The sequence below is a fragment of the Sphingopyxis sp. BE259 genome (assembly GCF_031457495.1).
In the GTDB taxonomy this organism is placed as follows: Bacteria; Pseudomonadota; Alphaproteobacteria; order Sphingomonadales; family Sphingomonadaceae; genus Sphingopyxis.
Map to the genome: position 1 here is coordinate 152905 of NZ_JAVDWM010000001.1, position 13725 is coordinate 166629.

Consider the following 13725-nt stretch of genomic DNA (forward strand, 5'->3'; position numbering starts at 1 on the left):
CGGAACCCGAGGAAAATTACCCATGGCCTCTCGCGCCGACCAGCTTGCTTCCAACCTGAACTTCTCGAAATTCGGCAAGGCGACCGAACTCAAGAACCGCATCTGGTTCACGATCGGCGCGCTGATCGTCTTTCGTTTCCTGTCGTTCGTGCCGCTGCCTGGGGTCGATCCCGTGGCGCTGTCGACGCTGTACAGCCAGGCTGCTTCGGGCGGCGTTCTCGACATTTTCAACACCTTCTCGGGCGGCAGCCTGGAGCGCATGAGCATCATCGCGCTCGGCGTCATGCCCTATATCACCGCCTCGATCGTCGTGCAGCTGGCCGCCGCCTTGTCGCCCAGCCTCGCCGCACTCAAGAAAGAGGGCGAAAGCGGGCGCAAGAAACTCAACCAATATACCCGCTATGGCACCGTGTTCCTGACCGCGATCCAGGGCTATTTCATCGCCGTCGGCCTTGAAACGCTCGGCGCCAGCCAGGGTATCGCCGCGGTCGTCGATCCGGGCATGATGTTCCGCATCGGCGCCGTCATCAGCATCGTCGGCGGCACCCTGTTCCTGATGTGGCTCGGCGAACAGATCACCGCGCGCGGGATCGGCAACGGCGTGTCGCTGATCATCATGGCGGGCATTCTGGCCCAGTTGCCGCGCAGCTTTGCCCAGATGTTCACCCAGGTCCGCGAAGGATCGATGGGCGGCGGCACCGTGATCGCGGTCTTCGCTGGCGCGATTTTGGTCATCGCCTTCATCGCCTTCATGGAACGCGCCCAGCGCCGCGTGCTTGTCCAGTATCCCAAGCGCGCGACCCAGCGCGGCGGGATGCAGGCCGACCGCAGCCATTTGCCGCTCAAGGTCAACACCGCGGGCGTGATCCCGCCGATCTTTGCCTCGTCGCTTTTGCTGATGCCGCTGACCATCACCCAGATGATGGGCAATAATGTTCAGGGCGACACTGCGACTGGCGATTTCCTGATCTCGCTCAACCAATATCTGGCGCATGGCCAGCCGCTGTACATGGCGCTTTATGCGTTCGGCATCATCTTCTTCTGCTTCTTCTACGTTGCTGTTGTCTTCAACCCCGAAGAAACCGCCGACAATCTGAAGCGCCAGAACGGGTTCATCCCCGGCATCCGCCCGGGCAAGAACACTGCCGCCTATCTCGACCATGTGCTGACGCGCATCACCGTCCTGGGCGCGGCCTATCTGGCGGCGATCTGTCTGATCCCCGAATATTTCATTGCCCAGTCGGGACTACCTTTTGCGCTCGGCGGCACCAGCCTGCTGATCATCGTCAACGTGACGATCGACACGATCAGCCAGATCCAGAGCCATATGCTCGCGCATCAATATGGCGACCTGATCAAAAAGGCGAAATTGAAGGGCGGCGTTGCGCGGCGCTAAACGCCAAGCTACGGCAACTGTCACAGGGCAGAGGCAACAGGGGCTTCCATGACGCTGAACATCATTTTGCTGGGTCCGCCGGGGGCGGGCAAGGGAACGCAGGCGGTGCGCCTGGAAGACGAGCATGGCATGGTCCAGCTGTCGACCGGCGACATGCTGCGCGCCGCGGTCAAGGCGGGCACCCCGATCGGGGTGCAGGCGAAAGCAGTGATGGACGCGGGCGAGCTGGTGTCGGACGACATCGTTTCGGGGCTGATCGGCGAACGGCTCGACCAGCTCGGCGCCGAGACATCGGTGATCTTCGACGGCTATCCGCGCACCGCGGCGCAGGCCGACGCGCTCGACACGATCCTCAGCGACCGCGGCCGCAAGCTCGACCATGTGATCGAACTGTTGGTCGAGGAAGACGCGTTGGTCGATCGGATTACCGGACGCTTTTCGTGCGGCAATTGCGGCGCGGGCTATCACGACCGTTACAAGCTGCCCAAGGTCGCAGACACTTGCGACCAGTGCGGCGGACATGAGTTCAAACGCCGTCCCGACGACAATGAGGAAACCGTGCGTACCCGCATGGCCGAATATCGCGCCAAGACCGCGCCGATCCTGCCGATCTATGACGCGCGCGGTATCGTGACGCGGGTGAATGGAATGGCGCCGATCGACGAAGTCAACGACGCGATCGAAACCGTCCTCGCGCCTGAGGGCTAGCGTCCGCACTTAATCGTCATTGCGAGGGGCGAAGCCCCGTGGCAATCCAGAGCGGTGCAAGGCCGCCCTGGATTGCTTCGCTTCGCTCGCAATGACGAAGCCGGGTTGCGGCGAGCGGGGGACAGGTCATGAATTTCAGCTCAATATTCGTGAGTGCAATTTCAGCCGTCGCAATGCTGGCCTTGGCGCCTGCGGCGACCGCCAAGGTCGTCGATCAGAGCGAGGCGGGCTTCACCGTCGCGCACACCGCGCAGGTCGCCGCGACCCCCGCCGATGTGTGGAAAATGCTCCGCATGCCGCAAAATTGGTGGTCGAAAGAGCATAGCTGGTCGGGCGACGGCGCGAACTTCTGGCTCGATTCGCAGGCTGGCGGCTGCTTTTGCGAGAAATTGCCCGACACCGGCGCCGGGGTGGGCAGCGTCCAGCATGCGCGGGTGCTGTTTTCGAAACCGGGGCAGATGCTGCGCCTGTCGGGGGCGTTCGGGCCGTTGCAGGGCGAAGCGCTGAACGGCACGCTGACGATCCAGATCAAGGAATCCCCGACCGGCAGCGCGCTGCGCTTTGACTATGTCGTCGGCGGCTATATGCGCTTCAAGGTCGCCGACATCGCGCCCGCAGTCGACAAGGTGATCGGCGAACAATTGCTCGGCCTCGCCAATGCGCTGGGCGGTGCTTTGCCGCCGTCGCGTGAAGAGAAGGCTGCAGCTGCGGCCGAAGCGGCTACCAAGCCCGCCACCGAAACCCCGCCTGCCGCGGATGAGCCGGGCCTCGACGCCGCGGTTGCCGACCTGGTTGAGGACACGCCGAAGGCTGAGCCCGAAGTGCGTTAAGGTCAGGCCGATTACAGCCAGATCGTCATCCCGGCGAAGGCAGGGATCCCGACCTCACGTCATTCAGCACCGGTGAGATTCCGGCCTACGCCGGGATGACCGAATAGGAAGGTCTAAGCGTCAGGCTTCCCGCGCAACTTCGCCAACGCCGCGAAAGGCCCGGCGGCTTCTTCGCTCAGCACGCCCTTTTCGGCCAGGACGCGGTCGGCGTCGGGATGGCGCGGAAAGGGGTCGAGCGCCAGCGACAGCGTCTGCACCGCTGCCTCGCCCAGATCGACGCGGTCGCCGTCGAGCGGCAGCAGGTCGCAATCCTCGCTGCTGATCTCGATCTCTTCGTCGGCATCGACCGGCGCGTCGATGTCGCGCAGAAAGCGGAGGTCGAACGGCTCGCTCAGCGTCGCCGGGACGGGCAGGCCGGTTGCGGCGCATGACTGGACCAGATCGGCCTGCACATCGCCCTTCGCCCCAATACCGCCCGCAACGGCGCGGACCTCGGCGGTCAAGGCAAAGCGATCGACGGCGATCAGGCCGAGCCGTCTGGCGATTCGCGCGCGCGCGTCAGCATCGGCCTCGACCGCAATGTCGCGGCCTTGCGCCGCATCCGACATGGTCAGGATCAGCGAAAATTCGGGTGCCGCGCTCAAACCGGCGCTCCGTCCAGCCGATCGGCGACGATCAGCGCGGCGACCGGTGTCGCCATCAGCGCCGCGCGCAGCTTGCCGACCTCGGCCATGACATGCGCCAGCCCGGCGGCGTCGGGCTGGTTGCCGCGCCACAGGTTGCGAACCAGCGCGGCGCGCAGGTCGTCCGATCCGTCGGCGGCGCGATAGACGCCAAGCCGCCCGCCGAGCGCCCCGACCATCCGTCCGATCTGTTTGCCGACCACCATGTCGCCAAAGCCGATCTGGCGCATCTGGCCGTCCATGTCGGTCACGAACAATTCGGTCAGCTCGACTCCGGCGCGGGCGTGTGCGGGGTCGTCGTCGATGCGGTGGAGGACGAGCGCGAGCACCAGACTGACCATATCAAAGCGGCCGTCGAGCGTGTCGGGGACGGTGCCCTGGGCATACCAGTGCGGCGCGCGCGCGGTCGCGATGACGGCGTTCCACAGCGGGCGGCGGGCTTCGCGCGGGTCGGGCTGCGAGCGGAAGAGGTTACGGAGCGAGAACATGCCCACCGCTTAGGCGCAATCGGCGCTGCGGAAAAGGGGGCGGTGGCGGCGGATGTTGGTCAGCTTCCAGCAAGGCTTGGCGCGCCACAAGCACCTTGTGCGCTGCGACCGCTTGCGGTTAAGAGGCGCCAGAGCCAGCGCCGCCCGCCGGAAGAAGCGGCGGACGGGCGCCATGGAGATTATTGATGCCGAATATCAACTTTTCGCTTCCTGCCCCGCGCGCGCGCCTGATTGCCCTCGGCTTGGTGGTCGCGGTGGCGACCAGCGGCTGCACGCAGCTTAAAGGTCGCCAAGGCTATGTCGTCGATCCGCTGCTGACCTCGGCGATTACGGCAGGCGTCGATAATCGCGAATCGGTAGAAAAGACGCTCGGCCGCCCGACCTTTGTCGGCCAGTTCAGCAACAATGAATATTATTATGTGTCGCGCGAAACGCGCCAGCTCGCCTTTGCCAAGCCGCGTCCGGTGGGGCAGCAAGTGCTGCGTGTCCGCTTCGATCCGGCGGGCAACGTCGTCGCGGTCGATCGCACCGGGCTGGAACTGGTGAGCAAGATCAGCCCCGAAGGCGACAAGACCCCGACGCTGGGCCGCGAGCGCAGCTTCTTTGAAGACATCTTCGGCAACATCGGCGCCGTTGGCGCCCCGGGCGCTGGTGCTCCCGCCGGACAGTAAGGCCATCCTCGCCCCCGCGAAGGGCGAGCGGAGTCACGCGCCTCCGCACGCGGCCGCTGGAAATGTTGCGCTACGCTGATAGCGGCCCCCGCCTTCGCGGGGGCGACGAGACCGCTACTGCGCGATTCCGCCCGCCGCCAGCACCGCCAGCGTCACCAGATCGGACGCCGGTGATGCCATCGTTGCGACCTGCACTGGGTGTTCCATGCCGACCAGCATCGGGCCGATAACGGCGCCGCCGCCCAGCTCGCGCATCAGCTTCGCCGACAGGTTCGCCGATTGCAGGCCGGGCATGACCAGCACATTCGCCGGCCCCGACAGGCGGCAGAACGGATATTTCGCCATCACCTTTTCGTTCAAGGCGACGTCGGGCGCCATTTCGCCTTCATATTCGAACGCCGGTTTGCGCTGATCCAGAATCGACACGGCATCGCGGATATTGTCGAGCCAGCTGCCCGGCGGATTGCCGAAAGTCGAATAGGACAGAAACGCGACGCGCGGCTCATGCCCCATCCGCCGCGCGACCTGCGCGGTGCGCTCGGCGATGTCCGCCAGCATTTCGGCGGTCGGGCGCTCGTTGACCGTCGTGTCGGACATGAAGATCGTCTGATGCTGGCCGACCAGAACATGGATGCCGAACGGCGTCTTGCCCTCGGCATGGTCGATCACCCGGCGCACTTCGCGCATCGTCTGCGAATAGGTGCGGGTGACCCCGGTGATCATCGCATCGCCGAGGCCCAGCTTGAGCATCAGCGAGCCGAAGATGTTACGGTCGCGGTTGACCATCCTTTCGACATCGCGGCGCAGATAGCCGCGGCGTTGCAGCCGTTCGTACAGGATTTCGACCATCTGCGGCACATGCGGCGAATTGACGCTGTTGTGGACCTCGTAATTCTCGGGGTCGGCGACCCCCATCTCCTTCAGCTTGTCGCGCAGCCCTTCGCGACCGACCAGCACCGGGGTGCCATAGCCGCCGTCGCGGAACTGGATCGCTGCGCGCAGCACCACCTCTTCCTCGCCCTCGGCAAATACGACCCGCTTGGGATTGGCGCGCGCCGCTTCATACGCCAGCGTCAGCACCGACGTCGTCGGGTTGAGCCGCGCGCGCAGGGACGTGCGATATTCGTTCAGATCGGCGATCGGCCGCTGCGCGACGCCGGTTTCCATCGCCGCCTTGGCCACCGCGGCGGGGACGATTTCCATCAGCCGCGGGTCGAAGGGCGAGGGGATGATATATTCGGGGCCAAAGCTCGACGCCCGTCCGCCATAGGCCGCGGCGACTTCCTCGGGCACCTGCTGGCGCGCCAGGTCGGCGATCGCATAAGCCGCCGCGATCTTCATTTCCTCGTTGATCGCGGTCGCGCGCACGTCGAGCGCGCCGCGGAAGATGAAGGGGAAGCACAGGACGTTGTTGACCTGGTTGGGATAGTCGGAGCGCCCCGTCGCAATGATCGCATCGGGCCGCGCGGCGCGCGCGTCGGGCGGCGAGATTTCGGGATCGGGGTTTGCCATCGCAAAGATGATCGGCGCCGGGGCCATGTCCTTGACCATCTCGGGCTTCAGTGCGCCCGCCGCCGACAGTCCCAGGAACACGTCGGCACCGACCAGCGCCTGCGTCAGGTCGCGCGCTTCGGTCGGCACCGCATGCGCCGACTTCCACTGGTCCATGCCCTCGGTGCGGCCTTGGTAGATGGTGCCCTTGCGGTCGCACATGATGACATTTTCGTGCCGCACCCCCATCGATTTGATCAGCGACGTGCAGGCGATCGCGGCGGCACCGGCGCCGTTGACGACAACCTTGACCGTCGCCAGATCGCGGCCGGTCAGGTAACAGGCGTTGATCAGGCCCGCGGCGGTGATGATCGCGGTGCCATGCTGGTCGTCATGGAACACCGGGATGTTCATCTTTTCCTTCAGCGCCGCTTCGATGATGAAGCAGTTGGGCGCCGCAATGTCTTCCAGGTTGATGCCGCCAAAGCTCGGTTCGAGCAGTTCGACCGCTTCGATGAAGCGCTGCGGGTCTTCGGTGGCGACCTCGAGGTCGATCGAATCGACGTCGGCAAAGCGCTTGAACAGCACCGCCTTGCCTTCCATCACCGGTTTCGAGGCCAGCGCGCCGAGGTTGCCGAGCCCCAGAATCGCGGTGCCGTTGGAGATGACGGCGACCAGATTGCCCTTGATCGTATAATCATAGGCTTTCGCCGGATCTTCGGCGATCGCCAGCACCGGGACGGCGACGCCCGGCGAATAGGCAAGGCTCAGGTCGCGCTGGGTTGCCATCGGCTTCGACGCGACAATCTCGATTTTGCCGGGCCGGCCATATTCGTGATAAAGCAGAGCCTCGCGGTCCGAAAACTGCACCTTGCTGCCGCTGTCCATCCTCTATCCCCTATCCAAACTCATCAGACGCGCGCCCGAACCCTTTCCCTAACGTCGCGGGCGGCGATTGTAACCCCGCCAATGTTGTGAAGCGGTGGTTCCAATGAGAAGGTCCCCGGCCACTAGTGGCACCGGAGGCAGTCGGGTTTCGAGCGATTGCGGACGTCAATAACTTCGTCATCCCCGCGAAAGCGGGGACCCAGAGCGTGCGGCGGCGGATCCCACCTTGGGTTCCCGCTTTCGCGGGAATGACGAAGAGGGCATAGAGCCGCTATCCACCCCCAAGCCGTCATCCGCCGCTCAAAAAAACGCTGTCCTACATTGTTCCGCTGTGCCAGCCTTCATCTCAGCTCTTTCAATTTACAGGCAAAAGCGGTCGCCGCCTGGATTGCGGATGCGGTCAAGAACCATCCGCTACCTGCCCGCCGAGCGCGACAAATGCGGCGCCGCACTGGGCTGAACTTTCCTGAACTTTGGCGTGATGGCCGGTCCATGCGCCGGCCCGATTGCGGCCCCGGCGCGGGACAACCGAAGACGGCATCCCCTCACGCGACCTTGCCATGCCGCCCCCAATCACTAAGCAGGGTCCGATGCCCGCCGCCGCCGCCAAACCCGCGAACAACAACAGTGCCGCCCCTGCCGCGACGCCGATGATGGCGCAATATTGGGCGCTGAAATCACAAGCGGGCGACTGCCTGCTGTTCTATCGGATGGGCGACTTCTTCGAGCTGTTCTTTGACGATGCCAAGGCCGCCGCGGCGACGCTCGACATCGCGCTGACGTCGCGCGGCGAACATGATGGACAACCGGTGGCGATGTGTGGGGTGCCCGTCCACGCCGCCGAATCCTATCTCGCGCGGCTGATCCGCGCCGGGCATCGTGTCGCGATCGCCGAACAGGTCGAAACCCCCGCCGAGGCCAAAGCGCGCGGCGGGTCAAAGGCGCTGGTGGCGCGTGCGATCGTCCGCTTCGTCACCGCCGGGACGCTGACCGAGGAAAGCCTGCTCGAAGGGCGCAGCGCCAACCGCCTCGCCGCGCTCGCCGAGGTCGGCAGTGATGGCGAGGTGGCCATCGCCGCCGCCGATATTTCGACCGGACGGTTCGAGGTGGTGGCGGTGCGCCGCGATCAGGTCGACGCCGAACTGGCGCGGCTTGCGCCGTCGGAGTTGCTGGTCAGCGAAGCGGCGAGGGATGCGCCCGCATGGACCGCGCGCCAGCTCGTGCGGCGTTCCGCGGGCGATTTTTCGAGCACGGCGGCGCAGAAACGTCTCGAAACTTTCTTCGGCGTCCAGACGCTCGACGGGTTCGGTGTCTTTTCGCGCGGCGAGATTGCGGCGATGGGTGCGCTCGTGGCGTATCTTGACCATGTCGGCACAGGGTCGGCGGTGTTCCTTCAGCCGCCTTTGCGCGTGTCGGCGGGAGATCGCATGTCGATCGACGCCGCGACGCGCGAAAGCCTCGAACTTGTCCGCACGATGACAGGGGCGCGCGACGGCAGCCTGCTCGGCACGATCGACCGCACCGTCACCGCAGCGGGAGCGCGGCTGCTCGCCGACGATCTCGCCAGTCCGCTGACCGACAAGGCGGCGATCCTCGACCGGCTCGACCTCGTCGACGGCTTGGCGCGCGATGCGCTGTGGCGCGGCGAGCTGCGCGCGGCGCTGCGCGCGCTGCCCGATGCCGGGCGCGCGATCGGGCGTCTCGTTGCCGGACGTGGCGGGCCGCGCGACCTCGCGCAGCTGCGCGACGCACTGGGCGGGGCGCGAGTGCTGCGCGAACATATCGGTCGCCGGCCCGATCTCCCGCCTTTGCTCGCGCGGCTGCTGCCCGCGCTTGACGGCCATGGCGCGCTGGTCGACGAACTCAGCCGCGCGTTGATCGACACGCCGCCCGTCGATGCGGCGCAAGGTGGCTATATCGCCGAGGGGTACGACCACGCGCTCGACGCCTTGCGCGAAACCGCGCGCGATGGGCGCAAGGCGATCGCGCTGCTCGAAGCGGGCTACCGCGACCGCACCGGTATCGCCTCGCTCAAGATCCGCCACAATGGCGTGCTCGGCTATCATGTCGAGGTGCCCGCGAAACACGCCGACGCGCTGATGCTCCCCGAATCGGGCTTTACCCACCGTCAGACTCTCGCTGGTGTGGTGCGCTTCAATTCGGCCGACCTGCACGAGGCGGCGAGCCGGGTGACGCAGGCGGGGGTCCACGCCGTTGCCGCCGAAGCGGCGCATCTTGAATCGCTCACCGAAGCGGCGACCGCGCGCCGGGAAGCCATCGCCGCGAGCTGCGATGTGCTGGCGCGGATCGACGTCGCCGCCGCGCTCGCCGACCATGCGATGAGCCATAACTGGTGCCGCCCCGACCTGGCCGATACGCCCTGCATCGACGTCGTCGGCGGGCGTCATCCGGTGGTCGAGGCGGCGCTGGCGAAGGCGGGCGAGCGGTTCGTCCCCAATGATCTGTCGCTGTCCGAAACCGACCGATTGTGGCTGGTCACGGGCCCGAACATGGGCGGCAAATCGACCTTTCTGCGTCAGAACGCGCTGATCGTCGTGCTCGCGCAGGCGGGGGGCTTTGTGCCCGCGGCTTCGGCACGGCTCGGCCTCGTCGACAAACTGTTCAGCCGGGTCGGTGCCAGCGACAATCTGGCGCGCGGACGCTCGACCTTCATGGTCGAAATGGTCGAGACCGCAGCGATCCTGGCGCAGGCAACCCCGCAAAGTTTCGTCATCCTCGACGAGGTTGGGCGCGGCACCTCGACCTACGACGGGCTGGCGCTCGCCTGGTCGGTGGTCGAGGCGGTGCACGAGGTCAACCGGTGCCGCTGCCTCTTCGCGACCCATTATCACGAGCTGACCCGCCTCGCCGAAACGCTCCATGCGCTGTCGCTCCACCACGTGCGCGCCCGCGAATGGCAGGGCGATCTGGTCCTGCTCCACGAACTCGCCAACGGGCCCGCCGACCGCAGCTATGGCCTAGCGGTCGCGCGGCTCGCCGGAGTTCCCGCGGGCGTCGTCAAGCGCGCCGAGGCGGTGCTGGCCAAGCTGGAAGCGGGGCGCGCGGCGACCGGCGGCCTCGCTGCGGGGCTCGACGACCTGCCGTTGTTTGCCGCGACCCTTGCCGCCGCGCCGGTCGCGATGACCGACGCGCTCCGCGAGGCACTGGGTCAGATCGACCCCGATGCCCTCGCCCCGCGCGAGGCGCTCGACGCGCTTTACGCACTGAAACGGCTACTGGCGGACGAAGCATGAGCGATCTGTTCGACAATCTCGACCAGCGCCGCGCGATCATCGATCGCCGCGCGCTGGCGGAGCGGCTCGACGAGATCGCGGCGGCTTGCCCCGATAGTGCCGCGTGCCGCCGTTCGATGGTCGCGCTGCTCAAGACTGCGCTCGACGAAGGGCGGGCCGAGATCGACCGCCGCCTATGTGCCCGCCCGTCGGCGGGGCGCGTTGCCGCGAACGCGACCGCGTTGCTCATCGACCAGATCATCCGGCTCAGCCATGATTTTACCGTCGATCATCTCTATCCTTCGGCGAACCGGTCGGCGGGCGAGCGGCTGACTCTGATCGCGGTCGGCGGCTATGGCCGCGGCGAAATGGCGCCGCACAGCGACATCGATATCGGTTTCCTCACCCCGTTCAAGCAGACGAGTTGGACCGAACAGGTGATCGAGGCGCAGCTTTACACGCTGTGGGATCTCGGGCTGAAAGTCGGCCATTCGTCGCGCTCGCTCGACGAGATGGTCCGCGCCGCGAAGGACGATCTGACGATCCGCACCGCCTTGCTCGAAGGCCGCTTCATCTGGGGCGACCGCGCGCTTTATGATCAGGCGTCGGCGCGGTTCGATGCCGAAGTGGTCGCGGGCAATGCGCGGGCGTTTGTCGCCGAAAAGCTCGCCGAGCGCGACGAGCGGCACAAGCGTATGGGCGATTCGCGCTATGTCGTCGAACCCAATGTGAAGGAAGGGAAGGGCGGGCTACGCGACCTCCACACCCTGTTCTGGATCGGCAAGTTCATTCACCGCGTCCGCACCGTTCCCGAGCTGGTCGACGCGGGCTTGTTGTCGGCCCGCGAGCTGCGCCAGTTCGAACGCGCCGAAAATTTCCTGCTCGCCGTGCGCTGCCACCTCCACACGCTGGCCGGGCGTGCCGAGGACCGACTGACGTTCGATTTCCAGCGCGAGATCGCGGCGCGGATGCAGTTCGCCGACCGGCCCGGAAAGAGTGCGGTCGAACGCTTCATGCAGCTCTATTTCCTCCACGCCAAAAGCGTCGGCGACGTCACCGGCACCTTCCTCGCGCATCTCGACGACCAGATGGCAGCGCGCGGGCGGCGGTTTTTGCCGACGATCCGGCGGCGCCCGGGCAAGCTCAATGGCTTCGTCCTCGATCGCGGCCGCCTCGCGCTGCCGTCGGACGATTTTTTCGCGGCCGATCCTGTGCGCCTGATTGAAATCTTTGCGCTCGCCGACAAGCACGGCCTCGAAATCCATCCGCAGGCGATGCGCCAGGCGCGCCACGAGGCGAAGCTGATCGAGACGCAGGGGGTGCGCCGCAATCCGCGCGCCAACGCGCTATTCCTCGACGTGCTGACCAGCCCGCGCGATCCCGAAACGGTGCTGCGCTGGATGAACGAGGCGGGGGTGTTCGGCCGCTTTGTGCCCGATTTCGGCCGCGTCGTCGCACAGATGCAGTTCGACATGTATCATCACTACACCGTCGATGAACATACGATCCGCGCCATCGGGCTGCTGGCCGACATCGAACAGAATCGGCTGGAGGGCGACCATCCGCTGTCGACGTCGATTATGGGCCAGATCCACTCGCGCCGCGTCATTTACTGCGCGGTGCTGCTCCACGACATCGCCAAGGGGCGCGGCGGCGACCATAGTGTGCTCGGCGCCGAACTGGCGCTGCGCGTCTGCCCGCGGCTGGGGCTGACCGCGGCAGAAACCGAGACGGTGTCGTGGCTGGTGCGCTATCATTTGCTGATGTCGGCGACGGCGTTCAAACGCGACCTTGCCGATTTCAAGACGATCCTCGATTTCGCCGGACAGGTGCAAAGCCCCGAGCGGCTGCGCCTGCTGCTCGTGCTGACAGTGGTCGACATCCGCGCCGTCGGGCCGGGGGTGTGGAACAGCTGGAAACGGCAATTGCTCACCGAACTCTACGACGCGGCGGAGGAAGTGCTGCGGCTCGGCCACAAACAGCGCGGCCGCGAACAGCGGATCGCAAGCAAGAAGGACGCGGTCGCGGCGCAATTCGGCTTCGACCGCAAGACGTTCGACAAGGTCGCGCGGCGCCTGCCCGAAAGCTACTGGATCGCCGAACCGGTCGAGGTGATCGCGGCGAACCTCGTCCATATCCGGCAAGCGGGCAGCGCACCGCTGCACATTGCCGCGGTCCCCGATGACGATCGCGGCGCGACCCTGGTGATGGTGCTCGCCGCCGACCATCCAGGGCTGTTCTACCGGATCGCTGGCGGCATCCACCTCGCTGGCGGCAACATCATCGACGCGCGCATCCACACCACCCGCGACGGGCTCGCGCTCGACAATTTCCTCGTCCAGGATCCGCTCGGCCGCCCGTTTGCGGAAGCGGGGCAGATCGGGCGGTTGACCCGAGCGATCGAGGACGCGCTCGCCAATCGCCACAAATTGCTCCCCAAACTCGAAGCGCGCGCGCTGCCGCGCACCCGCGCCGAAGCGTTCCGCATCGCCCCCAACGTCTTCGTCGACAACAAGGCCTCGAACCGCTTCACCGTGATCGAGGTCAACGCGCAGGACCGCCCGGCGCTGCTCAACCAGCTCGCCTATGCGCTCTTCCAGTCGAAGGTGACGGTGCACAGCGCGCACGTCGCAACCTATGGCGAACGCGCGGTCGATACCTTCTACGTCACCGACCTGATCGGCGACAAGATCGACAGCCCCGCGCGTGTGAAGTCGCTCGAGAAGCGCCTGCTAGAGGCGGCGACGAGCCAGAGCGAAGACGCGGTGGCGGCTTAGAAGTCGAAGCAGCTTTGAACGGGGGCGAGCGGCACGCCTTCGAGTTCAAGCATAAGCGCCTTCGACCGCGCCCCGCCCGGCGCGGAAAAGCCACCAATCCCGCCGCCCCCCGCCATGACGCGGTGGCAGGGGATGATCAGCGGGACGGGATTTGTCGCCATCGCCTGCCCGACCGCGCGCGTATGTTCGGGTCCCGCGTCGAGCGACCGCGCGACGGCGCCATAAGTGGTCGTTCCGCCCCAGCCGAGCTTGCGGACCTGCTCGTACACCCGGGCGAAGAAAGGCGACGGTTCACCCAGATCGATCTGCACCTTGAAAAAATCGACACGCTCACCGGCAAAATATCGAACAGCCGCATCGATAACCGCCGCTATCCCGGCTGCCGGTTCGGCGCGGATCGCACCGGGCAGATGCCGCAAAAAGGCGCGTTCCACGTCGATCGCAGACGGCGCGGGTAGACGCAGGCTCGCAACGCGGGCGCCTTTCCAGCCGATTGCGGCGACGCCGCTCGCGGTTTGGAAAAGCTGATAGTGACGATCTTCGGCCAAGCCCTATTCGTC

General features: G+C 66.1%; 10 protein-coding genes. 6 read left to right on the forward strand and 4 right to left on the reverse strand.

Translation table 11 applies throughout. The annotated features are described in order from the left end of the window. Positions 1-22: 22 nt before the first annotated feature. From secY to J2X44_RS00815, 3 genes are all read left to right on the forward strand, one after another. The gene (gene secY, locus J2X44_RS00805) at positions 23-1396 is read left to right on the forward strand and encodes a preprotein translocase subunit SecY (RefSeq protein ID WP_310087374.1); all 1374 of its coding nucleotides are present in this window, start codon (positions 23-25) and stop codon (positions 1394-1396) included. Positions 1397-1444: 48 nt separating this feature from the next. After that, positions 1445-2104, forward strand: a complete 660-nt coding sequence (locus J2X44_RS00810; RefSeq protein WP_310087375.1) for an adenylate kinase — start codon at positions 1445-1447, stop codon at positions 2102-2104. A gap of 149 nt (positions 2105-2253) precedes the next feature. Beyond that, on the forward strand, positions 2254-2934 hold the full coding sequence (locus tag J2X44_RS00815; protein WP_310087376.1) for a hypothetical protein: 681 nt from the start codon (positions 2254-2256) through the stop codon (positions 2932-2934). Between the two features lie 113 nt (positions 2935-3047). On the opposite strand, the gene J2X44_RS00820 is transcribed toward J2X44_RS00815, so the two are convergent. Further along, positions 3048-3578 (reverse strand): DUF177 domain-containing protein, encoded by a 531-nt coding sequence (locus tag J2X44_RS00820; protein ID WP_310087377.1) that lies wholly within the window; start codon positions 3576-3578, stop codon positions 3048-3050. Beyond that, on the reverse strand, positions 3575-4105 hold the full coding sequence (locus tag J2X44_RS00825) for a ubiquinol-cytochrome C chaperone family protein (protein ID WP_310087378.1): 531 nt from the start codon (positions 4103-4105) through the stop codon (positions 3575-3577). The genes J2X44_RS00820 and J2X44_RS00825 overlap by 4 nt, the downstream gene beginning before the upstream one ends. A gap of 185 nt (positions 4106-4290) precedes the next feature. Between J2X44_RS00825 and J2X44_RS00830 the strand changes: the two genes are divergently transcribed. Beyond that, positions 4291-4776 (forward strand): outer membrane protein assembly factor BamE, encoded by a 486-nt coding sequence (locus tag J2X44_RS00830; protein WP_310087379.1) that lies wholly within the window; start codon positions 4291-4293, stop codon positions 4774-4776. Between the two features lie 114 nt (positions 4777-4890). Here J2X44_RS00830 and J2X44_RS00835 read toward each other — a convergent pair whose 3' ends face one another. Beyond that, positions 4891-7155 (reverse strand): NADP-dependent malic enzyme, encoded by a 2265-nt coding sequence (locus tag J2X44_RS00835; RefSeq protein WP_310087380.1) that lies wholly within the window; start codon positions 7153-7155, stop codon positions 4891-4893. Positions 7156-7745: 590 nt separating this feature from the next. Between J2X44_RS00835 and mutS the strand changes: the two genes are divergently transcribed. Continuing rightward, on the forward strand, positions 7746-10409 hold the full coding sequence (gene mutS, locus J2X44_RS00840; protein ID WP_310087381.1) for a DNA mismatch repair protein MutS: 2664 nt from the start codon (positions 7746-7748) through the stop codon (positions 10407-10409). Next, the gene (locus J2X44_RS00845) at positions 10406-13165 is read left to right on the forward strand and encodes a [protein-PII] uridylyltransferase (protein WP_310087382.1); all 2760 of its coding nucleotides are present in this window, start codon (positions 10406-10408) and stop codon (positions 13163-13165) included. The genes mutS and J2X44_RS00845 overlap by 4 nt, the downstream gene beginning before the upstream one ends. On the opposite strand, the gene J2X44_RS00850 is transcribed toward J2X44_RS00845, so the two are convergent. After that, positions 13162-13713, reverse strand: a complete 552-nt coding sequence (locus tag J2X44_RS00850) for a methylated-DNA--[protein]-cysteine S-methyltransferase (RefSeq protein WP_310087384.1) — start codon at positions 13711-13713, stop codon at positions 13162-13164. The genes J2X44_RS00845 and J2X44_RS00850 overlap by 4 nt on opposite strands. Positions 13714-13725: the final 12 nt, after the last annotated feature.

Bases quoted from the DNA above. Each gene is read 5' to 3' on its own strand.
- secY (WP_310087374.1), top strand. From the start codon at position 23: ATGGCCTCTCGCGCCGACCAGCTTGCTTCCAACCTGAACTTCTCGAAA.
- J2X44_RS00810 (WP_310087375.1), top strand. From the start codon at position 1,445: ATGACGCTGAACATCATTTTGCTGGGTCCGCCGGGGGCGGGCAAGGGA.
- J2X44_RS00825 (WP_310087378.1), bottom strand. From the start codon at position 4,105: ATGTTCTCGCTCCGTAACCTCTTCCGCTCGCAGCCCGACCCGCGCGAA.
- J2X44_RS00830 (WP_310087379.1), top strand. From the start codon at position 4,291: ATGCCGAATATCAACTTTTCGCTTCCTGCCCCGCGCGCGCGCCTGATT.
- J2X44_RS00835 (WP_310087380.1), bottom strand. From the start codon at position 7,155: ATGGACAGCGGCAGCAAGGTGCAGTTTTCGGACCGCGAGGCTCTGCTT.
- mutS (WP_310087381.1), top strand. From the start codon at position 7,746: ATGCCCGCCGCCGCCGCCAAACCCGCGAACAACAACAGTGCCGCCCCT.
- J2X44_RS00845 (WP_310087382.1), top strand. From the start codon at position 10,406: ATGAGCGATCTGTTCGACAATCTCGACCAGCGCCGCGCGATCATCGAT.